Raw genomic sequence first — 20,315 nt, forward strand, 5'->3', positions numbered from 1 at the left:
GCCTGGGGCGGCCGGACGGGCTGGCGGTGGCGCTCCAGCACCCCGGAGTCCGTCAGGCGCGCCACCCGGTCGGACAGGACCTGTCCGACAGCGCGGATTGGCGCCTGCCGGAGGTCCGTGAAGGTGATCTCCACAGGACGCCGGACGGGCGGCCGGCTGCCGTTGGAGGGTTTCCAGGTGGCTGTCGGGCACAATGGCGTGCCAGAGCTCGTAGATTCTCCAGGTTCTGGCTGTTGCCGGGGTTGAGCTCAGCGACCTGCCCCTCTCCGGGGTCGGTGGGCGGCCAGCTCGACTCGGGCGAACAGGACGGCCAGCACGGCCAGCACGGCCGACGGGGCCAGGAGCCATAGCCAGCGCTGGGCCCACCAGGCGGCGGTTGGCTCCGCCGGCAGGGTGCCGCCCAGCCCCTCAAAGGCCCACAGCACCACCAGATATGCGGTCATGTGCCAGAGAAAGATGGTCAACGCGACCACGTTGATGGCCACTACCGGCTTCCAGACGGCCGACCGGCGCAGCAGGCGCTCGGCGGCCGGCGTGATGAGGACCAGCAGCCCGAGTTGAAAGACGGCCAGGGCGGCGATGGCGGCGTTGGTCGGGAAGATGTTGGATTCGGCGGCGCCGGTGGTGGACACCATCGAGAGGGGGTAGCCCGCTCCCACTGTCAGCCCGACCAGTCCGGCCAGTCCGGCCCCGGCGACCGCCAGCCGCTGCGCCAGCGGCCGCCGCCCCAGCTCCCAACTGCGCCAGGCGTAGCCGAGCTGGTGGCAGAACAGCCACACCAGGGCGGCGGTCACCCAGCCCGCCCAGGCCAGGCCGGCGCCGCGGTCCGCCACGCTGCCGAGTGCGATCAGCAGCACGAGCGCTACCAGGACCCTGGCTCCGTAGCGGGTGTTCAGGCTGGCGGTGATCGGCACGACGGCGATCAGCAGGCCGTACACACCCAGAAACCACAGCGGCGTCAGGTAGCCGGGGAACCACTCCCACATCCATCGGTGCGGGCCGGGCAGGGCGGAGGCGATCAGTTCGCCGGCGAGCCAGACCAGGGCCCAGACGGCCGTCGGCCGGAGCAGCCGGCGCAGCCGGTCCCTGACGAACCGGCCGGCGCTCGTCCCGCGTGCCTGAGCCCGCTGCCAGCCGACCAGGTTGGCGTACCCGCCGACCAGAAAGAACACCGGCATGATCTGCAGCACCCAGGTGGCCAGCCAGCCACCGGGCACGACGTGGATCGGGTTGGGCATGGTGAGGCTGCCGTCGGCCGTGCGGTGGGTGACCGACAAGGTCCAGTGCCAGAGGGTGACGACCACGATGCACAGGGCGCGGGCGGCGTCGACCACCCGGTCACGGGACGCCGGCGTGGCCGCCACCAGCCGATCCAGCGCCGATCCTCTGCCCGCGTCGCGGCGGTTCTGCCGGTCCTGGCGTCGGGTGCTCAGCGGTACAGCTCCTCGATGTCGGCCGCGAAGTCCTTGTGGACCAGGGCGCGCTTGACCTTCAGGGTCGGGGTCAGATACCCGTTCTGCTCGGTCAGGTCCACCGGAAGGATGCGGAACCTGCGGATCGACTCGGCCCGGCTCACCGTCGCGTTGGCCTCGTCCACGGCCGACTGCAGCCTGGCCAGCAGGTCCGGGTCGTCGCGGAGGTCGGCCGGGCCGGCCTGCTCGGGCCTGCCAGTGGCCCGCTTCCATGACGCCAGCGCGCCGGCGTCCAGGGTGATCAGCGCGGCGATGTACGCCCGCCGGTCGCCGACGACGACCGCCTGGCTGATGAGCGGGTGGGTGCGCAGGCGGTCCTCCAGCGGCTCCGGGGCGAGGTTCTTGCCACCGGCGGTGACGATGATCTCCTTCTTGCGGCCCGAGATCGTCAGGAACCCGTTCTCGTCCAGGGCGCCGACGTCGCCGGTGCGCAGCCAACCGTCGTCGGTCAGGCTCTCCCTGGTCACCTGCTCGTTACGCCAGTAGCCCTGGAACACGATCGGGCCCTTGATCAGGATCTCGCCGTCGTCGGCGATCCGGATCTCGACCCCGGGCAGGGGAGGCCCCACCGTGCCGATCTTCAGCGCGTGGGGCAGGTTCACGGTCGCGGCGGCACTGGTCTCGGTCAGCCCGTAGCCTTCCAGCACGGTGATGCCGATCCCCCGGAAGAAGTGGCCCAGCCGCACGCCCAGCGGCGCTCCGCCGGAGATGGCGTAGCGGACCCGGCCGCCGAGCGCGGCCCGCAGCCGCCGGTACACCAGCCGGTCGGCCAGGCGATGTGCCAGGCGCAAGCGCCGGCCTGGCCGCCCGTCGTCCAGCGCCCGGCTGTAGGCCACGGCGGTCCGCTCGGCCCAGTCGAAGATCCTCCCCTTGCCCTCAGCCTGGGCCCGCTGCTGAGCAACGTTGTGGACCCGCTCGAAAACCCTGGGCACCGCCAGCAGGAACGACGGTCGCAGGGCGGCCAGGTCCTCGGTCAGCCTGGCCCGGTCGGCGTTGTGCGCCAGGCACACACCCCGCTCCACGCAGGCCACCTGGATCACCCGCGCGAAGACGTGCGCCAGCGGGAGGAACAGCAGGGTCGAGGCGCGCCGGCCGAAGATCCGCTCCAGGCTGTCGATCGCGACGCGAGCCTCGTGCAGCAGGTTGCCGTGACTCAGCATGCAGCCCTTCGGGCGGCCGGTGGTGCCCGAAGTGTAGATGATCGTCGCCAGGTCGTCGGCCGAGACCATCCGGCGGCGCTCCCGCAGCTCAGCGTCGTCCACGCCCTGCCCGCCCTCGCGGAGACGGTCCAGGCCGCCGCCGTCGATCTGCCACACCCGTAGTGGCCTGGACAGGCCCTCGGCCACGTCCTCGACCAGGCGACGATGCGTCTCGCGCTCGACCACCACGGCGACCGGGCCGGCATCCTCCAGCACCCAGCGGACCTGCTCGGCCGAGGAGGTCTCGTAGATCGGGACCGGCAGCGCCGCCACCGTCCACAGGGCATAGTCCAGCAGCGTCCACTCGTAGCTGGTGGCGGCCAGCAGCGCGACCCGATCGCCGGGCTGGATCCCGGCGGCGAGGAGGCCGGCCGCCAGACCGCGAACATCTGCCGCGAACTGCCGGGCCGTCACCGGACGCCAGCCTCCGGCCGACCGGCGCTGGAACAGGACCACGTCGCTGTTGACCCGTTCGTCGGCGAACACCACGTCGGCGAGCTGGGCGTCGGGGGCAACGGTGATCGGGGCTGGGACCGCATGGACACGCATCGTTCATCTCTCTGTGAGTCAGGGCCTGCCGGGTGGCGTCGGTGAACTGCGGCACCGGGCGGCGCACGTACGGCGGCGATAGGCAGCCAATGTGCCTGATTCCCCAGGTCACCACGCGCACACCTGACAGGTGATGGCTGTACGGCGGTGACCGTCCAGCGCCCGCGCCGGGGCCGGGGCCCCGTTCATGAAGATCAGCAGCGTCCTCGCCTGTGGGCGGTCTCGCCGCGCTCAATGAACGGGCCTAGCTTCCGCCCGAACAAGAGTCCCTCGTGGGTCGTCCGAACCGGGAAGTTGAGCGGCAAGTAGGGTGACGACCCGTACAAGACTTGGGGAATTACCTGGTCAGAACCTCTGGGGAATGACGTGAGCGCCGGCATTCCAGTGGACGGAGACTCTCTTGGCTACCACCCAAACCGGCAACGCCGGACCGCCACCGGGGAGCTGGTGAACCGGCTCGCTCATCCCACCGACGCCGACGTCACTGCTCACCCCAGCCGCCATGGCGACCACTGACATCAGCGGCAGCACCAGGAACGGTGCGGTTGTCGGCCGAAGCAACCGGTCGGTTCGCCTCAGCACCCAGCTGAGGCTGTCGCCTCCGGAGGCTCGGTGCGATGCCATGGAGGCGCCGCCGGCGTAACCACCGACCAGGAAAAAGATCGGCATCACCTGGAACTGCCAGGAGACCGGGTCGATCCAGGTGAGACGCGGCACCACCCGTGACGGACCCGGCACCGGCCCTCCGACGTCCTGTCCATCCCATCCATCACCATGTTCGTCCCATGAGCACGACCACGCCGGACGCCCAGCGAGCCGCGGTCGGCATACAGGGTCTTTGGCTTGCTGCGCGGTCGTCCTCGGCCGCGCCGCCCCTGTTCTTGATCGACTGGCTTGGACGACCGACGATCATCGGGGGCGCGTTTGTCATGCGCACCCCGGGGTTGCCTTCAGCAACCGGCCGTCTCAGGCCCTTGTGTGTCCCACCAACCGAGAACGCTTCAGCCCTGACCCGTGACCGATCAAGGTGCAGGAGTGCGTGCATTCATCGGCAGACGTTCTGCAACAATTCCTTTTGGATTTACCTGGCAAACATCATTGCTTCGCATATTTGTGCTTGACGGCATCGTTACATGCAACGCAATTCTGCAGTGCACCGGAGATCGGGATCACCTGTTCCCATCCGTCACCGCATTTAAGATATGCTCATGGAAGTAAACATGAGCATATCTGAGGTCCTGTACACGCATGGCGCCATCAAGCGGAAGGCCAGGGCGGTCTGCGATGTAGCCGACGACCTCCGGATCTCCCGCCGTGACTGGAAAGAGGCGCTCGAAACGCCTGAGGATGAATTCAAGCTCACTGATCCCGCCGCAGCGGTCGTCGCCGTGCGCGACGTCTGGGAGAAAGAGGTCGGCGTTTATATCGAGGTGCTCGAACAATGGTGCATGGCGACACATGCGTCAGCCCAAGGGTTCAAGTCGGTCGATGATTACATAGCCGCCGGGAAGCCGTACGCCTCGGGCGGCGGTACATGACCTCGGACGACCACCTGCAGGTGACGACCGTGATCAACCGGCTCGAGCAGGTCGCCAGCTTTCTCACGTCGATATCCAACCCGGTCACGATGATCGGCGAGATCGTCAGTGCCATATGTACGGTGACCTCGATATTCCGGGATGTGCCGGGGAATCCGGACGGCATCGACGAGCTGGGCAAGGCCTTCCGCGAGATGGCGACCGCCCTGGACACGGCCGGCACCGATATCGACCATACGAGGTCGTCGGTCCCATCGGTGTGGAAGGGCGACGCCGCCACGGAGGCGCTCGCCGCACTCATAGCGACCGACGACCTGCTGCAGACCGCCGCACCGGCCATGCGCAAGGCCGACACGTTGCTGCAGGAGTACGCCGACGAGGTCCGCAGGCTGAAGAAGGAGCTGGGCCATCACCGGCAACGCCTGAGCGAGGCATTGCGTCAGCTCGACAGCGCTCAGGATCTCTTGCGTAATGTCTGGGACAGCGTATGGCCGCTCGACGATGACGGCGGCATCGTCGAGGAGATCCGCAAGGCCCTCGGGGCCATTTACAGCGGCATCGAGGTTTTCGAGCAACTCTGGGCCGCGTCGGACGCACTGCAGCGCGGGTTGCGTGACGTACAGGGTAAGGCGCGCGCAGGCGCAGTCCGGTCGCGCCACGTGGACGCCTTCGACGCGGTCCTCCTGGCGAACGCGGGCATCGACGGCATCGCACAGGAAGAGGGCAGCGTCCTCACTACGACGCAGCTGGCCCAGGCGGCGGCGAAGATGGACGCTCTGTCGGAGGCGGATCGCGCTCGCATGCAGGGGCTTCTCGACGGCGCGGGCTCTGAGGCGGAGCGGGCCTATCTGATGAAGGCGCTCGCGGCCGGGCACTCGATCGATGACATCGCCAAATTCGCCACGGTCATTCACGGCAAGAGTGAAATCTGGCTACGCGAGCACCTCAGCCTGGTCGACCCGAACGGCAGCGGGACGGTCTCCGTCAACGGCGTCGAGCTGGAGCAGCAGGATCAGACGACCTGCGGCTCGACTGCGATCATGGTGGCGCGCGCCATGAACGACCCGTTGTACGCACTGAGCCTGACCGCGGATGAAAACGGCAACTCGCTGTCGCCCACCGAACTCCGGGAAAAGTTCACCGCTGAGCAGAACCGCATCCACGATTCCACCAACACTGTGTGGCCGCAGAGCTTGGGCACAAGCCCATGGGGGCTGACCGATGAGATGAACCAGCACGCCGACTCCTTCGGCGCGGAATACGATTGGCGGCTCGTCGACGACACCTCGGCGGGTTCGGTCAATCCCGCACTCAACGATGCCGTCGGCGCGGTGGACGCGGGCCACACGGTGCCGGTACTCATCGGGGACTCCTACCCTGCCCACTATGTGTTGCTCGTCGGCCACGAGGACGATGACTTGATCTTCTACAACCCGTTGACCGCGGAGATGGTCCGCGTCAGCGAGGATGACTTCCGCAACGGCAATGTCTCGGCGCTGGGCTACACACACGTGCAGGGCGTGGTGACGCCCAAATGACCCGACGATTCCTGCTGGCGTCGACCTGCTTGTTGCTGAGCGGGTGTTTCGCCTCGAGCGCCACCACGCAAGCCGATCATGAGCGGCTCGAGGTCATGCTGTCACAACCCTTCGTCCGTGAAGCCATCAAAAAGCCGGCCGCTAGGGCTGCGTTCCAGAAGTCGGACAAGCTGCCTGCTACCCGTGGTGTGGTGACAGCGGTCTTGGCCGACCAGCCGGCCGCGGCTCCGGCTGACGACGCGCGGCAATGGGCCGTGAAAGGCATGCGAAAACTGCGTGACAGCGGCTGGACGGTCTACGCCACCGTCTGCTTGCCACCTCGCAAGTCCGATGATCCCAACCCGCCTCAGGACGGCGCCTGGGACACTTGGTCATTCGCCGCACACGCGTACAAGATTGTCGACGGGGTGTCGTACTTCGCCATCGCGGAAGGGCTCGGGCAGTTGTCCGGCAGCGTCGAGCTGTCCATCGAGATGCGCGCACCGAGCTCGCACGAGCCGGTTTCCGATCTGTTGCCCGAGCGGCCACCGGCACTACCGGCGGGGGCGAGTTGCGTGGAAGCCGGGAGCTTGCCAACCAAGAAGGTCGCCAACGGCACCGGAGTGATCATCGGCGAGAGCGGGCGCGATCAAGCTGGCAAGGAACCGCAGAACGACAACGTGCGCTGATCAGCTTGTGTGCTGAGTCAGAGATTCATCCGATGCTATGCCCTGGCACGCCCCAGACCGCAGCTTGAGCCGCTGGATCCGACCTCCGAAGGGTGCGGATCTTCCTCAGGGAGCCGGGCAGTCAGGGTATGAGGCGGTATAGTGCCGCGCTCGTGCTCGTCGCGTGTCCGCGATCGGGCAGGCACGGCGTGATCAGAACGCTGATCGTGTGGAACGCCAACCGCCCTCCCGGCCGCAGCAGCCGCGCGGCTTCGGGCGCCCGGCGAGCGGGATCACACCAAGGCTCGCATTCGGAGACGGCCAGGTCGAAGCTGCCGACCACGTGTGCGCCCCGCCGAGCCGGCTACGCCGAGAAGTACGCGGTGCCGCAGCCGAGCTCGACCACGTCCAGGGGTACGACGTCGGGGCTCCCGTGCCGTCCCGCAACGCGCCGGTCGGCAGGCGCGGGCGAGGACAGGGCCGCAAAGCTGGGGGTAGCGCACGTTCGAGTCACGGGGCCGAGGTCATCAGCGCAAACGCGCGTGCTCAGGGCGCCGGCCTTACGGCGTTGGCCTCCAGCGGGGGCCACTCCGGCTCCGCGACATACCGACAACATACCGCGCCTCAGTAACGTCAAGGACGCCTTGATCAGCAAGCAATGGAGTGGTGATGCAGAAGATCGCATGGCGCGCCATGCGTGTAGGTGTCATCACGCTTGCAGTGACGGCCATCGGCTTGGCAAACGCGCTGCCCGTAAGCGCCCTTACCTGGTACGGCGATCCGCCCACAAAGGCGTCTAACCTGGTCACCATGGGTGCCGTCGGATCCTTGAGCTGTGGCGGCACGGTTATGGTCCGTCGCGGTAACCACGGCAATTATGCGTACTACTGTGGGGCGGGTCTCGTCCCCAAATTCGATCTGCAACAGCGGATATATCCCTGGAGTTCAGCGTATTCGGCTCGAAATGCGCTGTAAACGCGACGATTACCAAGGACATCAACAAAAACGACCTACACGAAAGCCGTCCGTGTACAGCCTAATTGTGAGTACTGCGCTCGTGTTCGCCAAAGCAACGGAAAGATTGCCGCCATCGGATCCTGCAGCCTCACAGCACGGTGATTGGCTGAGAGCCCGAAAGGGAGCCACGGCGGGCGCGTGACTGGGCTGACCTCGCATCGGGACTGACGTGAACTGAGCCAAACGGCGAGAGGCTGGTTCGAGTCCAATCGTTGCGAACGGTGCCCGTCTTAGAGACCTTGACAGATGCCGTCGCGCGAGCACTACACAACCGAGGGACAAGGGCGACGGGGCGTAAAGAGTGACCCGCAGACGCGAGAAGAAGGCCAAGCAGATCGAAGTCGTCACGGTGACGGACGGCCTCGGTGTCATCTCCGTTCGCGGCGGTCCTGCCGGAGCCGTGCTGTCCATCTCGGGGGAGCCGGTGGCGGCCGACACCGGCGACTTCCGCGGCAGCCTCGGGCGCCTCGTCACCCGCCACACGCCCTGGCCGCGCGATGGGGATCCGCACCTCGTCTCCGAGTGGGCTCCAGTTGCCGAATGGGGCCGTATGCGCGACTGGCTCGCCGACCCCAGCCCGGTCGAGCGGCTCACCGAGCCGCTGGCGCCGCTCCTCGCGCTGCTGGAGCCGGGTGAGTACCAGTTACGGACCACCGAGCTGGCATGGCCCAACGTCATCGAGGTCGAGCCCGGCGAGGAGCGCGGCTGGTACGACCACTGGGACGACTGGGACCGCGACGTGATCGTTCCCACGCACCGCTGGCCTCCCCCGGCGCCGGCGACCGCTCTGGAGTACGGTCGCCGCATCATCGAAGGCCGCCGTCCGCTCACAGTGGCGATCCGCCACAGCCAGTTCCCCGGTTGGTTCCTGCTCGACGGCCACCACAAGCTGGCCGCCTATCTGAAACGCCAGTTGAACCCGGCATGCATCGCCATCGAGCGATTCCCGCCTCACGGCGTGCGCCGGGATGAGTTGCCTCACTGGTGGCCATCGTTCCGCGAGATCTGGGAGTTCTGACCCGCCACCGATCAAGGGATTGAGTGGCAAACTGAGTGACCGGCGTTTCCGGCCATGTTAAGACCCCTCTACGAGCACGCCTGGGAGATCCGGGACCTGCTGGAGCCGGCGGAGTTCTCCAAACGTGAGCAGGAGATCTGCGGCTACCTGGCCCCCAGGGTGTCGTCGACGGTCGAAGGGCTGCCGGCGTTGTTTCGACCGCGCCGGGGTGCACATGCTGCGCGAAGGCGCTCTGCTGTCGACCGGGATCGCTACGCTGACCGGCTGATCGGCCAGGAGCGATGGCCGGCAGCCGTGTCAGGCCTCAGGGGCCGCGGCGGCCAGGAGCCGGGCGAGCTCGGCCGGCCGTGTGATCATGGGCCAGTGGCCCGAGTCGATGTCCACAAGGTCAAGGTGCTTGGCCTTGGCCAGCTCGGGCACGTCACCGGCGGCTATCCACCCCTGGGCCTGGGCAGGGGTGAACTCGGGGCACACGACGAGGACGGGTACGTCGAACCGTCGCTCGTCCGTCATGCGCACCACGCCCTTCGTCACCCCGGCAGGGACGGGAATCGCCGCGGACGTGAAGTCGCTCCTTGCCTCCTCGCTGAGGTCAGCTGAGTCCGGTCCTTCGAACGGACCCCAGCCGGGGAAGGGCATGACGCCGTCCTTCACCTCGAAGAAGTCGGCGTAGGGCTGCCCGTCCGCGGCCGGGAAGCCGCCGATGAACGCGACCTTGGCGACCCGCTCCGGGCACGCGTCGGCGGCCAGCCAGGCCAGGGTGCAAGCGGCGGAATGCCCCACCACCATGGGCTTTCCTGACGCCGACTCCACGGCGGCGAGCACGGCTGCCACCTGGTCGTCGAGAGTGGCCGAGGTGGATCCGTCACCCTGTCCGGGCAGGGTGATCGGTACGGGGCGGTGGCCGAGCGCCTGAAGGGCGGGCACGACGTCGTCCCACGCGGATCCGTCGAGCCACAGGCCGGCGATGAGCAGGATATCCATGATCAGTCCTCCTTCTTCAGCGCGTTCCGGCGAGGACGGAACGCGGCCAGGACGTCAGGCTAGGACCGATTCCGGACGTTCTACTTCCTGTTCATAACGTGACCTCGTAATGTGCTCGTGTGCCGACCGATCTCAGCCCCACCGCACGAGCTCTGCGCGCCATGGAGATCCTCCAGGCCCGCCCTGGCGTGACGGCCGGCGAGCTCGCCGCCTGTCTGGGCGTCACGGAGCGGGCTGCGCGCCGGTACGTCGGGATCCTCCGCGAGGCGGGCATCCCCGTCGAGTCGGCCCGCGGCCCGTATGGCGGGTACCGGCTCGGGCGCGGGACGCGGCTGCCTCCGGTGGCCTTCACAGAGCCCGAGGCGCTGGGCCTGGTCATGGCGGTGCTCAACGGCCAGCCGGCGGCCACCGATGTCGGCGACCTCGTCGGCGCCGCCCTGGGCAAGGTTATCCAGGCCCTGCCCGAGAACGTCGGACGGCAGGCGGCGGCGCTGCGTGAGTATGCGTCGGCGGCGCCCGACCGGTTCTCGGCCCGTCCGGATCCCGCCACCACCAGCGCGCTCGTGGCCGCCATCGCGGACCGGCGGCGCGTGGTGGTCGCCTACCGGAGCGAGTCCGGCAACCAGTGGAAGGCTGAGGTGGACCCGTGGGCGGTCGTCGTCCGTCACGGGCGCTGGTACCTGCTGTGTTACTCCCACCGCGCGGACGCCGTCCGTACCTACCGGGTCGACCGCGTCCGCCAGGTTCAGCGGAGTACGCACGCGTTCGAGCCGCCCGACGACCTCGACCCGGTGGCGGCGCTGGAGGAGAACCTGGGCACCGGGTGGGAGTTCACCACGCGTGTCGTGTTCGACGCTCCCCTAGCCGAGGTGGCGCCTTGGATCCGGCCGCCGATGGGAAGGCTCGAACCGTCGAGGGACGGGTGCGTGCTCGTCGGCAGCACGAGCAATCCGACGATGTACGCGCAGGAGTGGCTGCCGAACGTGCCGTTCCCTTTCCGCGTCGATGGCGGCCCGGAACTGCGTGCCGCCATCGCGAGTCTCGCTTCGCGTCTCGCCGCGGCCCTGGGGGGCGAGCCCATGGACGACGTCACGCCCGGGCGGGGGTCTTGAGGAACGAGGCTGAGCGAATGATCCCGGCTCGGTCTTCACGAGGATGCCCTGGCTGACCAGGCGTTTGAGCTTGGAGCGGATGTTCTCGGTGTTCTTCTTGACGATGGGCGGCTCCAGGGCCTGGGACAGGTCGCGAGCTCGTAGCGGTCGGGCGAAGTCGGCGAAGCTGTCCAGGATGGGACGGTAGGCGGGATGGTCAGGGAGTTCGGGGGGAGAGTGGGCGTGCGCGGCCATCTCTCAATGTCAGCGGGTGATGCGAATTTAGACGGTCGCGGCCGCCATGAGCGAACCGAGCGACCACAACGCCTGCTTCCTGCTCGGCAGGACGCTGGAGCGCCGCCGGCCGGCTCGAGGAGGTGCTCCCGCACCTGCGCATGGCCGCCGCCATGCATGCCGCTCCCGACTACCTGGAGTCGGTCGGCAGGGTGGAGCGCAAGCCGGCCGCCTGTGCCCGCCGTAGCAGCAGGTGCATGAGGCCGCCCGCCACCAGGCCCCAGAAGGCCGAGCCGACGCCCAGCCAGCTCATACCCGAGGCGGTGACCGCGAAGGTGACGACCGCGCCCTCCCTGCCGTGGGCCTCGGTGAAGGCGGACGAGAGCGCGGAGCCGAGCGCGCCGAACAGGGCGAGCCCTGCCACCGCGGTCACCAGGACGGGCGGCGACAGCAGGACCAGGGCGGCGGCCGCGCTGGACAGCAGGCCGAGACTGATCATGGAGACGCCCGCCGTGACCGAGGCGATCCACCGGCGGGAGGGGTCCGGTGCCGCCTCAGGCGAGGCGGCCAGCGCGGCGGTGATGGCGGCCAGGTTGATGGCGTGCCCGCCGAAGGGCGCGCCGAGCGCCGAGGCCGCCCCCGTCGCCAGCAGCACTCCGCGCAGTGGCGGGCGGTAGCCGTACCCGGAAAGGACGGCCATGCCGGGGACGTTCTGGGCGGCCATCGTGACCAGGAACAGCGGCACGCCGATGCCCACCACCGCGGAGAGGCTGAAGGCGGGGGGCGTGATCTCGACCACCGGCACCAGGCTGAGGTCTCCGGGAGAGTAGGCGATCGCGATGACCGCCGCCGCGGCCGCCAGCGCCCCCGGCACCGCCCACGTGCGGGCGAAGCGGTAGAGCAGCGCCCAGACAAGGATCACCGGACCGGCCAGGGACGGCACATCGAGCATGGCCTGGACCGGCGCGAGACACAGCTTGAGCAGCACCCCCGCGAGCATCGCGGCGGCGATCGGGCCGGGGATCGCCGCGATGACGCGACTCAGCCACGGGATCAGACCCGCCGCCATGATGAGCAGCCCGCAGACGACGAACGCGCCCGCCGCCTCGGCGAACCGGCTGTCCGCGGTCAGCAGGAGCGCGGCACCGGGAGTGGACCACGCGATCGCGATGGGCATCCGATACCGCAGGCCCAGCACGATCGAGACGGCCCCGACGGCGACGCAGAGCGCCATCAGCCCGGAAGCGGCCTGCCGTTCGTCGGCCCCGACGGCCCGTAACCCGGCGAGGACGACGGTGAAGGAGCTGGCGAAGCCGACCAGCGCGGTCACCACTCCGGCGACGATGGGCTGTGAGCGTTCCATATATGGAACACTACAGGATCGGGCAGGATGGTCTCATGGCAGCCGTGAGCGGTGACCCGCGTGAGGTCGGCAGGAAGGTGCGCCGGCTCCGGCAGGAGCGCGGGATCTCGCTGTCGGAACTGGCCAGGCGAGCCGGGGTGGGCAAGGCCACGCTGTCCGGCCTGGAGACGGGTGTCCGCAACCCGACCCTCGAGACGCTGTGGGCCGTCACCGCCCAGCTCGGCGTGCCCATCGCGGCCGTCCTCGACGCCGGCCCCGCCGCGCCGGTGCTGGTGCGCGGCACGGCGGTCGAGGCCACGCTGCTGGAGGTGTTCGACGACGCGGGCGTGACCTACGAGCTCTACCGGATACGGGTGCCGCCGGGCGCCACTCAGACGTCACCCGCCCACCACAACGGCGTGACCGAGCACATCACCGTCTTCTCCGGCACGCTCAGCGCGGGTCCGCTCGACGCGCCGCTGGTGGCGGGCCCCGGCGGCTACCTCAGCTGGCGGTCCGACGTGCCGCATGGCTACGCGGCCGTGGGCGACGAGCTGGTCCTCGCGTCGCTGCTCATCCGCTACCCGGCCACCAGCTGACGGTCGTTCACCAGCCAGAGCCAACCGTCGGCGCGGGCGCCGCGCAACCCCTCCGTGGCCTCCTCGCCCGCCACCGAGAGCAGCTCCGGTACGGCAAGGCTTTCGCGGCGCCCGCCGGTGAGACCGTACGGGGCCCCGTCAACGACTCCCTTGGTGAACGCCACCGAACGGGAGGCGGACGCCGGAGCCGAGATCGAGGTGACGATCGTCGACGACCCCGCGTTACGTACAGGCAGGATGATCAAGGGGATGGCGGCGGCGGCCGACGTGTTGGATGTCCGGGGCTGTGGCCACGAGGCAGGCTCGCCGCCGGTCGGCGAGCCTGCCCCCTGGTCAGTTGCGCGCCTGGTCGGAGGGTTCGGACAGGGGCGGCTCGGCGGCCAGGCGCGTGTCGCGCCTGGACTTGAGCAGGCTGGCCACCGTCGTGACGGCGAGCACGGTGACGATGACGGCCAGCGAGATCCAGTTGTTGATCTCAGGGACCGAGGTGACGTGCTCGCCGCCGTTGATGAACGGCAGCTCGTTCTCGTGCAGGGCGTGCAGGACGAGTTTCACGCCGATGAAGCCGAGGATCACCGCCAGGCCGTAGGTGAGGTAGACGAGTTTCTCCACCAGCCCGCCGAGCAGGAAGTACAACTGTCTCAGCCCCATCAGGGCAAACGCGTTGGCCGCGAAGACCAGGTAGGCGTCCTGGGTGATGCCGAAGATCGCGGGGATCGAGTCGACCGCGAAGACCAGATCCGCGCCGCCGATGGCGATGATGACGATGAACATCGGGGTCAGCAGGCGGCGGCCGTCCTGTTTGATGGTCAGCCGCGAGCCGTGGTAGTCGTCGGTGACGGGGAACAGCCTGCGCACCAGCCGTACGACGCCGCCGTTGGGGTCGTACTCCTCATCGTCCTTGCTGTTGAAGGCGAATTTCCACGCGGTGTAGATGAGGATGCCGCCGAAGAGCCAGAACACCCAGCTGAAGCGCTGAACGGCCTGCGCGCCCACGCCGATGAAGATCCCGCGCATGACCAGCGCCATCATGATCCCGATGAGCAGCACCCGGTGCTGGTGGATCGCGGGCACGGCGAAGTTCGCCATGATCAGCATGAAGATGAACAGGTTGTCGACGCTCAGCGTGTACTCGGTGATGTAGCCGGTGATGTAGGAGGCCGCGTGGTCATCGCCGCCGAAGATCCACACGCCTGCGCCGAAAGCGACGGCACAGCCGATGTAGAAGGCGATCCAGCGGGCCGACTCGGCGATCGTGACCTTGTGGGGTCTCCTGTTGACGATGATCAGATCGAGGAGGATGAGGCCGAGCAGGGCGGCGATGGTGGCCGCCCACAGCCAGGCGGGCACGGACATAGGTGGGGGCATGAGCGCTCCTCCGACTTGGCGTTGATACGTCCGTCGGAGGTCTTCTCCGCCCGCGGCGTCGCGGACCGACCGCGCCGGGCCCCGAGGCGGGTCCGTGATGACGACGTGGCCGCGAAGGAGTACTCCCCTCCACTTCGCCTGCGATCATACATACCGAATGCAGTAGACCGACATCCCCTTGCACTCTTGCTTAGTGGTGTCAGAGGTGATGATCTTGGCTGGCGCAGACGATTCTGGGCTGTCGCGGAGCGGGGTGTGTCCGAAAGAGAGACGGAGCCGAAAACCGTACGGGCCCGCTGACGGCCGGGCCCCTGCTCCCCGGAGCCCGCCCATCAGCGATCAATAACCGTCAGATCGGACCACCGGCGCGTCCTGGGTCGGCGGCGCGGCGGTGGCCTTCCCGCCTCTGACGGCACGGCCCTTGGCGGGCCTTCTCCCTAGACCGGGCAGCTGGGGCCGACCCGCTGCCAGGAGCTGCAGTTGTCGGCGGAAGACGAGCAGCACAGCCTCCTGTGCCAGCCGCTCGAGAAGCACTTGTACTGGTATCGGCAGATCGCCGACGCCCTCACTTCCGGGACCACCAGCGCCAGAGCCCTGTCGATGAGCACCCTCACGTCCTACCTCCTCGTATCCCCTACCTGCTGACGGTTGTGGCGATTATCGGGGCGGGCATTGGCGCGCGGTTAGCGCGGCGCTAGCGCGGTGATAGCGCGGACTCGCACCGGGGCTCGGGATCGGCTATTGGCCGTCCACGCCTTCAACAGCAACTCAACAGCCACTCAACCGCCTGCTGAACGGTCAGCTCCGGGGTGTCCGGCCACGGGCCGGCTCCGCGGCGACAACCTGCGATCCTTCTTGTCTCGACAAACAAGAAGGATCAACGAGAGCCACGCTGCCGGGCCCCTTTCCTTCGTCAACCATGTGACCATGTATGTCGCGAGCGATAGGGGGCGGAGTGAACGGGTGGGGCGAGGTGGGGCTCACCGTGCTGCGTGCCGCGGCCACGGACGTATGCCGGCCTCGATCACCAAGCCGGCGCCCCCTTCGTTTACGGTGGCAGCGCCGCAGGATGTTCACGACGGCCTGCACCGGTTCCTCTCGGGGACAAGATCTCGGTTGGTTGACGAGCTGTTTCACGCCGCCTCCCATCGGCCGGAGTTCATGCAGCCGGCGCTGCGCCGCGACAAGGAAGCCGCGCTTCGGTTCTTTGCCGCGGGGCCGAAGCTCGTGCGCGCGCGTCGACTGCTCCACCGTGTGCGTGCCAGGGTCCTCGATGTTGAGACGTACCGAAGCCTCGTCGTCAACGAAATCAAGCTTGTGATCGACGATCTCCGTCCTGCCGGTGACGGGACAAGGATCTGAGCCACCCGCCGACGATGACCTCCTGGAGCGCTTCTCGGCCCTCCGCAATCGTGAAGCGGGATCAGAGGTCAGGGGCGCCAGCCGCGTTCGACTGACCGGCGGCATTGTTCGGGGTTGTCGCCTGCGCTGGTGAACAGGGCGGTCAGCAGCGGCACGCCATGGGCTAGTGACTGATGGGGCAGGGGGCCGGTGGCGACCAGTGATGCCAGTCCATGACCGATGGTCCAGCTCTGCGTGGCCAACTCCAGCGGGTCGACGTCGTCGCGAAAGCGGCCGGCGGCCGTGGCCCGTTCGACGGCGCGGACCAGACAGTGCAGCGTGTCATCCGCGGCAGCGGCGTTCTCGAGTTCGAACCCGGCGTCGAACATGACCCGGTAGAGATCGGGACTGGCCATGGCGTTGGACAGGTATGCGGCGCCGAGAGCGGCCAGATCCTGTACCGGATCCTCCGACGGCGCGACCGCGGCGAGCCTGGCGGCCAGGCGGGTGAACCCTTCCTGCCGCATCGCGCTCCACAGGCCGTCCATGCCGCCGAAGTACGTGTAGACGGCCATGGTCGAGACGCCGGTTCCGGCCACCAACGAGCGGAGCGTGACCGGCTGCCGAGCGGCAAGCATCTGCGCGCCCCGATCGATCAGCAGGGAACGGACCGCCGGGTCCTTCATCCTCACCATGGCACCACAATACATAACAATGCTATGTTTTAGGGGAGTGGCGAACACGCTGCCGATCACAAGGAGTCGACATGACCGTGACGCTGGTCAACCCCGACGGGCTGCCGAAGCCCGACGTCTACCGCCAACTGTCGATCGCCACCGGGTCGAAGCTGGTGTTCCTGGCGGGTCAGGTGGCCCGCGATGCCGAGGGGCGACGAGTCGGCGAAGGAGACCTGGCGGCTCAGGTCGAGCAGGCGTACCTCAACATCGGCACGGCCCTGGCCGGGGTCGGCGGGTCCTTCGACGATGTGGCCAAGCTGACCATCTACGTCGTCGACTGGTCACCCGACAAGCTGCCGTCGCTGGGAGAGGGGGTCGCCCGGGCGGCGGCGAAGCTGGGGGTCGACCCGGTCAAGCCGATCACGCTGCTGGGTGTTGCGGCGCTGGGAGAACCCGATCTGCTGGTCGAGGTCGAGGCCACTGCCGTTCTGGACTGAGTCGAGGCCTCCTCAGACACGCCCGTCGGCCTCCTAGGCCGGCGGGCATGATCACTTCAGAATGCGGGCATGGCGGGGCGATCTCGCGTACGCGAGCTCGATGATGACGAGGGCAGCCGGCTGCTGCGGATCGTCCGGCGAGGGACCGGGGCCGGCGGTGGCCTGGCGGCGCGTCCGGGGTTCTCATCCCCTCGGGCCGTAGGCGGCGCCGAAGATTTGCCCGAGGACGTGCCAGACGATGAAAACGATGAGCCAGACAATGGCGCGTTTGCTGGGCGGGGGGCCGCTGCGCAGCAGGGAGATGCCCAGGGGGACGAAGGCGACGCAGAGGCCGCCTGCGGCGATGATGGATTGTGGTTCGGTGCCTTTGAGCGTCCCGAGCGCGAGCGCCGACATCAGACCGAGCGCGATCGAGCGGCCCAGCCCCAGGGCGCCGGAGCGGTAGGCGCCGATGGCAAGCACGACCCAGCCGATGAAGGCTGGTCCAGACAGTGTCCTGAACGGATGCCAGTACGTATCCCGCCATGCTAAGTAGTAGTCGTCGATGGCGTTGATCATTGTTTGCAGGCCAAGGCTGTCGGTCAGGTGGAAGGCCAGGTGATCAGTGCCGAATTGGAAGATTCGGGTGAACAGCCCGGCGATCACCAGACAGCCGCCCCATAGTCCCCATAGCGGGCTGGTGGCGGCGATCCTTTGCGCCAGCGTCATGACCGCCGGACACAGCAGGATGATCCCGCAGGCGAAGCAGGCGTAGGCGGCGGTGATGAGGGTGGGGTGCCGGGTATAGGCGGCGAGCTGATCAGGGAAGACGAAGGAGAACGGGGAGCGTAGGAGAATCCCGGTCATCAGCAGGGCGGGGCCGCCGATCAGCGCGACGGCGCTCACCCATCGTCCGGGGAACGGGGGTTGCCGGCTCAGGTTGGCCGTGGCGTTGGCGGTGCGCCGGTCCGCGTCGGCCTGTCGCCATCGTGTGATGCGCCGGTGAAGGTCAACATTCATGTGTTCCTACCCATCGTGTCGGTGTCGGCGCGTCTCGGCTCGATATGCCGGGCGCACCAGCATGGTGATGTGCGGTGCGGTGGGGGCGCGTCTGGCTCGGGTCGCATCTTGGTGGCGTGCATGAGCGGGTGGTACGACCCTGGCCGGATGGGGATGTCCTACCGTGGGCAGATGCCGGGTGACCTGGCGAGGCGATACCTTCTCGCCATGGAGTGGGCCCGGCGACTCGGTCGAAGGGGTGTTGCCGACGCGGCGGTGGCGGTCATCGTGGCGCTGATCGTCAGGTACACCATCGTTGATCCGCCGGGGCCGTCGTCGTGGTGGCCGGCTTGGTCGGCTTGGCCGGTAGCGGCGGTCATCAGCTTTCCGGTCGCCGTCCGGCGGCGCTGGCCACGCGCCATGCTCGCTCTCGCGTGCGCCGCGGGCGTGTTGGCGACCGTGGCTGGTGCCGTCGCGGCGGGCGCGATCTGGGTGTCGTTCGTGCCGACCGTGCTCGTGCTGTACCTGGTCGCCTCCACCACCTCGGCCGGATGGTCAGCGGCGGGGTTGGCGGCCTGCGCGTTCGGTGCGGTGGCCGCGGTCCTGGTCTTCTACGAGCGGGTGTTCCCTGGCCTCGCGCCCGCGGCGACGCCCAGCGAGATCCCGCCGGCTTGGCCGTTGGAGATCGGTGTGATCGGTGTCCTGCTGGTCGCCGGGTGGGCCATGGGGACGGTCGTCCGCTGGAAGCGGGACACGACCGCTCGCCTCGTTCGTCACCTCGCCGAGGCCGCGGTGGCCGACGAGCGCAGGCGCATTGCCCGGGAGCTGCATGATGTCATCGGCCACAGCATGAGCCTGATCGCCGTCAAGGCCACCGTGGCCAACCATGTCGCCGACGCCCGCCCGCAGGAGGTACGCGCCGCGCTGGCCGTCATCGAGCAGACCAGCCGAAGCACGCTCACCGAGATCCACCGAGTGCTCGACCTCCTGCGCTCCGACGGCGATCCCCAGCAGGCCCAGCTGTCCGTTCCTGGCATGGCGGACCTGCCCGAGCTGGCTGCCCACGCCCGCTCGGCCGGGGTCGAGGTGGACCTGACCGTCCGCGGAGAGGCCGCGCTGCCTCCCGCGGTCGCGGTGTCGGTGTACCGGATCGTGCAGCAGGCCCTGACCAACGTCATCACTCATGCCGCGCCCACCCGCTGCTCGGTCACCGTGGACATCGACGGGCGGGAAGCCGTGATCGAGGTCGTCGACGACGGTTCCCGCCATGGCCGACCGCCGCGAGCGGGCCACGGCGGTCATGGCCTCCTCGGCATGCGCGAACGAGTCAAGATGTACGGGGGCACGTTCAGCGCGGGCCGCCGGCCTGAAGGAGGCTTTCGCGTGTCGGCTCGACTGCCCTACGACCAGAGCGGCACCAAGGCATGACCATCGACGCCGCTTCGCACCACCCGCCCCGGCCCATCCGCGTCGTGCTCGCCGAGGACCAGATCTTGGTACGCGACAGCCTCAAAGTCCTCATCGACACCACGCCAGGGCTGGCCACCGTGGGCGAGGCGGGCACCGGCGCCGAAGCCGTGCTCCTGGCCCGCCGGCTGCGACCGGACGTCGTTCTCATGGACGTGCGTATGCCCGATATGGATGGCATCGAGGCGACACGGCGTATCTGCGTCGCCCCGGACAGTGCCGGCGTGCGCGTGCTGATCCTCACGACGTTCGATCTGGACGAATACGTGTACGCGGCGCTACGCGCAGGTGCGAGCGGTTTCCTTCTCAAGAGCGCCACCGCGACCGAGCTCCTGGCCGCCATCCACGTCGTCGCGTCCGGCGAAGCGCTGCTCGCGCCCACCGTGACCCGCCGGCTCATCGCCGAGTTCCTGCAGGGCCCTCAATCCACCCCGGTCGTGCGAGACCTCAACGACATCACCCAACGCGAGCGCGAGGTGCTCACCCTCATCGGCAAGGGAATGTCCAACTCCGAGATCGCCGAGCACCTTCACCTCACCGTCGGCACGGTCAAGACCCACATCGGCCGTCTCCTGGCCAAACTGCACGCCCGGGACCGGGCCCAGCTCGTCATCGCCGCCTACGAAGGCGGGCTCACCACCATCCCGGATGGCCGCCGGCGCTGATGCTGCGACGGCGCTCTCGGCGGCGGGGGCAGAGCCGGCGGAGGGTGGCGATCCTGGTGTGGCGTTGTCCTGGTCGGATCTCCCAGGACAGCGG

21 protein-coding genes are annotated in these 20,315 nt (G+C 68.4%); 12 read left to right on the forward strand and 9 right to left on the reverse strand.

What is annotated here, in order from left to right:
* Positions 1-248: 248 nt before the first annotated feature.
* From ETD86_RS32605 to ETD86_RS57350, 3 genes are all read right to left on the reverse strand, one after another.
* Positions 249-1,364 (reverse strand): acyltransferase family protein, encoded by a 1,116-nt coding sequence (locus ETD86_RS32605; RefSeq protein WP_246148551.1) that lies wholly within the window; start codon positions 1,362-1,364, stop codon positions 249-251.
* A gap of 65 nt (positions 1,365-1,429) precedes the next feature.
* Positions 1,430-3,220 (reverse strand): AMP-dependent synthetase/ligase, encoded by a 1,791-nt coding sequence (locus ETD86_RS32610; protein WP_138670499.1) that lies wholly within the window; start codon positions 3,218-3,220, stop codon positions 1,430-1,432.
* Between the two features lie 345 nt (positions 3,221-3,565).
* Positions 3,566-3,937 (reverse strand): hypothetical protein, encoded by a 372-nt coding sequence (locus ETD86_RS57350; protein WP_211370460.1) that lies wholly within the window; start codon positions 3,935-3,937, stop codon positions 3,566-3,568.
* 491 nt (positions 3,938-4,428) lie between these two features.
* On the opposite strand from ETD86_RS57350, the gene ETD86_RS32620 reads away from it, so the two are divergent.
* The 5 genes from ETD86_RS32620 (at position 4,429) to ETD86_RS32640 (ending at position 8,978) form a co-directional block, all read left to right on the forward strand.
* Positions 4,429-4,758 carry a hypothetical protein gene (locus tag ETD86_RS32620; protein WP_138670500.1) on the forward strand — a complete coding sequence of 110 codons (330 nt, stop codon included), beginning with the start codon at positions 4,429-4,431 and terminating at the stop codon, positions 4,756-4,758.
* The gene (locus ETD86_RS32625) at positions 4,755-6,296 is read left to right on the forward strand and encodes a WXG100-like domain-containing protein (protein ID WP_138670501.1); all 1,542 of its coding nucleotides are present in this window, start codon (positions 4,755-4,757) and stop codon (positions 6,294-6,296) included. The genes ETD86_RS32620 and ETD86_RS32625 overlap by 4 nt, the downstream gene beginning before the upstream one ends.
* Positions 6,293-6,964: a hypothetical protein gene (locus ETD86_RS32630; protein WP_138670502.1), complete on the forward strand. Its 672-nt coding sequence runs from the start codon at positions 6,293-6,295 to the stop codon at positions 6,962-6,964. The genes ETD86_RS32625 and ETD86_RS32630 overlap by 4 nt, the downstream gene beginning before the upstream one ends.
* 648 nt (positions 6,965-7,612) lie before the next feature.
* On the forward strand, positions 7,613-7,918 hold the full coding sequence (locus ETD86_RS32635; protein WP_138670503.1) for a hypothetical protein: 306 nt from the start codon (positions 7,613-7,615) through the stop codon (positions 7,916-7,918).
* Positions 7,919-8,261: 343 nt separating this feature from the next.
* Complete coding sequence (locus ETD86_RS32640; RefSeq protein WP_138670504.1) at positions 8,262-8,978, forward strand: hypothetical protein; 717 nt, start codon at positions 8,262-8,264, stop codon at positions 8,976-8,978.
* A gap of 297 nt (positions 8,979-9,275) precedes the next feature.
* Here ETD86_RS32640 and ETD86_RS32645 read toward each other — a convergent pair whose 3' ends face one another.
* Positions 9,276-9,962, reverse strand: a complete 687-nt coding sequence (locus ETD86_RS32645; protein WP_138670505.1) for an alpha/beta fold hydrolase — start codon at positions 9,960-9,962, stop codon at positions 9,276-9,278.
* Between the two features lie 119 nt (positions 9,963-10,081).
* Between ETD86_RS32645 and ETD86_RS32650 the strand changes: the two genes are divergently transcribed.
* Positions 10,082-11,074, forward strand: coding sequence for a helix-turn-helix transcriptional regulator (locus tag ETD86_RS32650; protein WP_138670506.1), 993 nt, complete (start codon positions 10,082-10,084; stop codon positions 11,072-11,074).
* A 403-nt stretch (positions 11,075-11,477) separates the two neighbouring features.
* Here ETD86_RS32650 and ETD86_RS32655 read toward each other — a convergent pair whose 3' ends face one another.
* On the reverse strand, positions 11,478-12,650 hold the full coding sequence (locus tag ETD86_RS32655; RefSeq protein WP_138670507.1) for a benzoate/H(+) symporter BenE family transporter: 1,173 nt from the start codon (positions 12,648-12,650) through the stop codon (positions 11,478-11,480).
* A 35-nt stretch (positions 12,651-12,685) separates the two neighbouring features.
* Between ETD86_RS32655 and ETD86_RS32660 the strand changes: the two genes are divergently transcribed.
* On the forward strand, positions 12,686-13,228 hold the full coding sequence (locus tag ETD86_RS32660; protein WP_138670508.1) for a helix-turn-helix domain-containing protein: 543 nt from the start codon (positions 12,686-12,688) through the stop codon (positions 13,226-13,228).
* On the opposite strand, the gene ETD86_RS32665 is transcribed toward ETD86_RS32660, so the two are convergent.
* Positions 13,210-13,473, reverse strand: coding sequence for a hypothetical protein (locus tag ETD86_RS32665; protein WP_138670509.1), 264 nt, complete (start codon positions 13,471-13,473; stop codon positions 13,210-13,212). The genes ETD86_RS32660 and ETD86_RS32665 overlap by 19 nt on opposite strands.
* A gap of 88 nt (positions 13,474-13,561) precedes the next feature.
* A complete protein-coding gene (locus ETD86_RS32670) occupies positions 13,562-14,596 on the reverse strand; it encodes a TerC family protein (RefSeq protein WP_246148553.1) in 1,035 nt (344 codons plus the stop codon).
* Positions 14,597-15,076: 480 nt separating this feature from the next.
* Here ETD86_RS32670 and ETD86_RS55590 point away from each other — a divergent pair, with 480 nt between their 5' ends.
* Positions 15,077-15,241, forward strand: coding sequence for a hypothetical protein (locus tag ETD86_RS55590; RefSeq protein WP_170223394.1), 165 nt, complete (start codon positions 15,077-15,079; stop codon positions 15,239-15,241).
* Between the two features lie 366 nt (positions 15,242-15,607).
* The gene (locus ETD86_RS32675) at positions 15,608-15,958 is read left to right on the forward strand and encodes a hypothetical protein (protein ID WP_138670510.1); all 351 of its coding nucleotides are present in this window, start codon (positions 15,608-15,610) and stop codon (positions 15,956-15,958) included.
* A gap of 68 nt (positions 15,959-16,026) precedes the next feature.
* Here ETD86_RS32675 and ETD86_RS32680 read toward each other — a convergent pair whose 3' ends face one another.
* The gene (locus ETD86_RS32680) at positions 16,027-16,632 is read right to left on the reverse strand and encodes a TetR/AcrR family transcriptional regulator (protein WP_138670511.1); all 606 of its coding nucleotides are present in this window, start codon (positions 16,630-16,632) and stop codon (positions 16,027-16,029) included.
* Between the two features lie 71 nt (positions 16,633-16,703).
* On the opposite strand from ETD86_RS32680, the gene ETD86_RS32685 reads away from it, so the two are divergent.
* Positions 16,704-17,111: a RidA family protein gene (locus tag ETD86_RS32685; protein ID WP_138670512.1), complete on the forward strand. Its 408-nt coding sequence runs from the start codon at positions 16,704-16,706 to the stop codon at positions 17,109-17,111.
* Between the two features lie 183 nt (positions 17,112-17,294).
* Here the strand turns inward: ETD86_RS32685 and ETD86_RS55595 are convergent, their stop codons facing one another.
* Positions 17,295-17,996 carry a hypothetical protein gene (locus ETD86_RS55595; RefSeq protein WP_170223395.1) on the reverse strand — a complete coding sequence of 234 codons (702 nt, stop codon included), beginning with the start codon at positions 17,994-17,996 and terminating at the stop codon, positions 17,295-17,297.
* A 234-nt stretch (positions 17,997-18,230) separates the two neighbouring features.
* Here ETD86_RS55595 and ETD86_RS32695 point away from each other — a divergent pair, with 234 nt between their 5' ends.
* Entirely contained in the window at positions 18,231-19,517 is a 1,287-nt protein-coding gene (locus tag ETD86_RS32695) for a sensor histidine kinase (RefSeq protein WP_138670513.1), read from the forward strand.
* Positions 19,514-20,221 carry a response regulator gene (locus ETD86_RS32700; RefSeq protein WP_138670514.1) on the forward strand — a complete coding sequence of 236 codons (708 nt, stop codon included), beginning with the start codon at positions 19,514-19,516 and terminating at the stop codon, positions 20,219-20,221. The genes ETD86_RS32695 and ETD86_RS32700 overlap by 4 nt, the downstream gene beginning before the upstream one ends.
* The last annotated feature ends 94 nt before the right edge of the window (positions 20,222-20,315 follow it).

It is taken from the genome of Nonomuraea turkmeniaca (assembly GCF_005889735.1).
Classification (GTDB): Bacteria; Actinomycetota; Actinomycetes; order Streptosporangiales; family Streptosporangiaceae; genus Nonomuraea; species Nonomuraea turkmeniaca.

What these genes read in the sequence shown, in the direction of transcription:
- ETD86_RS32660 (WP_138670508.1), top strand. Translation starts at nt 12,686, where the DNA reads ATGGCAGCCGTGAGCGGTGACCCGCGTGAGGTCGGCAGGAAGGTGCGC.
- ETD86_RS32610 (WP_138670499.1), bottom strand. Translation starts at nt 3,220, where the DNA reads ATGCGTGTCCATGCGGTCCCAGCCCCGATCACCGTTGCCCCCGACGCC.
- ETD86_RS32645 (WP_138670505.1), bottom strand. Translation starts at nt 9,962, where the DNA reads ATGGATATCCTGCTCATCGCCGGCCTGTGGCTCGACGGATCCGCGTGG.
- ETD86_RS32700 (WP_138670514.1), top strand. Translation starts at nt 19,514, where the DNA reads ATGACCATCGACGCCGCTTCGCACCACCCGCCCCGGCCCATCCGCGTC.
- ETD86_RS32680 (WP_138670511.1), bottom strand. Translation starts at nt 16,632, where the DNA reads ATGGTGAGGATGAAGGACCCGGCGGTCCGTTCCCTGCTGATCGATCGG.
- ETD86_RS32635 (WP_138670503.1), top strand. Translation starts at nt 7,613, where the DNA reads ATGCAGAAGATCGCATGGCGCGCCATGCGTGTAGGTGTCATCACGCTT.
- ETD86_RS32670 (WP_246148553.1), bottom strand. Translation starts at nt 14,596, where the DNA reads ATGCCCCCACCTATGTCCGTGCCCGCCTGGCTGTGGGCGGCCACCATC.
- ETD86_RS32675 (WP_138670510.1), top strand. Translation starts at nt 15,608, where the DNA reads ATGCCGGCCTCGATCACCAAGCCGGCGCCCCCTTCGTTTACGGTGGCA.
- ETD86_RS32625 (WP_138670501.1), top strand. Translation starts at nt 4,755, where the DNA reads ATGACCTCGGACGACCACCTGCAGGTGACGACCGTGATCAACCGGCTC.
- ETD86_RS32655 (WP_138670507.1), bottom strand. Translation starts at nt 12,650, where the DNA reads ATGGAACGCTCACAGCCCATCGTCGCCGGAGTGGTGACCGCGCTGGTC.
- ETD86_RS32620 (WP_138670500.1), top strand. Translation starts at nt 4,429, where the DNA reads ATGGAAGTAAACATGAGCATATCTGAGGTCCTGTACACGCATGGCGCC.
- ETD86_RS32685 (WP_138670512.1), top strand. Translation starts at nt 16,704, where the DNA reads ATGACCGTGACGCTGGTCAACCCCGACGGGCTGCCGAAGCCCGACGTC.
- ETD86_RS32630 (WP_138670502.1), top strand. Translation starts at nt 6,293, where the DNA reads ATGACCCGACGATTCCTGCTGGCGTCGACCTGCTTGTTGCTGAGCGGG.
- ETD86_RS32695 (WP_138670513.1), top strand. Translation starts at nt 18,231, where the DNA reads ATGAGCGGGTGGTACGACCCTGGCCGGATGGGGATGTCCTACCGTGGG.